1 protein-coding gene is annotated in these 581 nt (G+C 25.0%); it reads right to left on the reverse strand.

Going from position 1 to position 581, the window contains the following annotated elements; all coding sequences use genetic code 11:
• On the reverse strand, window positions 1-307 hold a 307-nt coding region (locus tag L988_RS10905), incomplete at its 3' end, for a hypothetical protein (RefSeq protein ID WP_047384212.1).
• Between the last annotated feature and the right edge of the window lie 274 nt (window positions 308-581).

The following is a 581-nucleotide window of genomic DNA, read 5'->3' on the forward strand; positions in this document are numbered from 1 at the left end:
CATCTTTTAATTTTGAATCTTCTTTTACATATACTTTAAAGCTTTTTTCTTCTAAAGGCTCAATAGTTAAAACTTTTGGATATATCGTTACTAACTTGGATATATCTGTTATCTTTTTTGTATTTGTCGCTTCTAATTTATATCTGATTGGTTCTTTAGAAGTATTCACTAATGTAAATTCTCCATAACCACCATCCAAATCAATCCTTTTATCATAATTTAAAGGATAGAATTTTAGAGCATAGCTCGGAACTACATTTATAATAAATATAAATGCAAATAAGATTGACATTAAAAATTTTTTCATGTTAAATTTCCTCCTGATTTTTAATTAAATAATAAAAAAAGTCCTGCAAAAACAAGCACTTAAATAAGCACTTACTTTTACAGGACTACGTTATCATTGTTTCCGATTTCCCTGACGAAAATATTCAATTGAAAATTAATTAAAAACAAGGACTACGGTATCACTGTTTCACGATTTCCCTTTATTTTTAGTTGCATTAATTTCTACTAGAATTATATCATATATTCTTTATTTTTTCTATAATTTTATTGTTCGTTTTTTAATGGCTAATTAA

This window comes from Cetobacterium sp. ZWU0022 (assembly GCF_000800875.1).
Taxonomy (GTDB): Bacteria; Fusobacteriota; Fusobacteriia; order Fusobacteriales; family Fusobacteriaceae; genus Cetobacterium_A.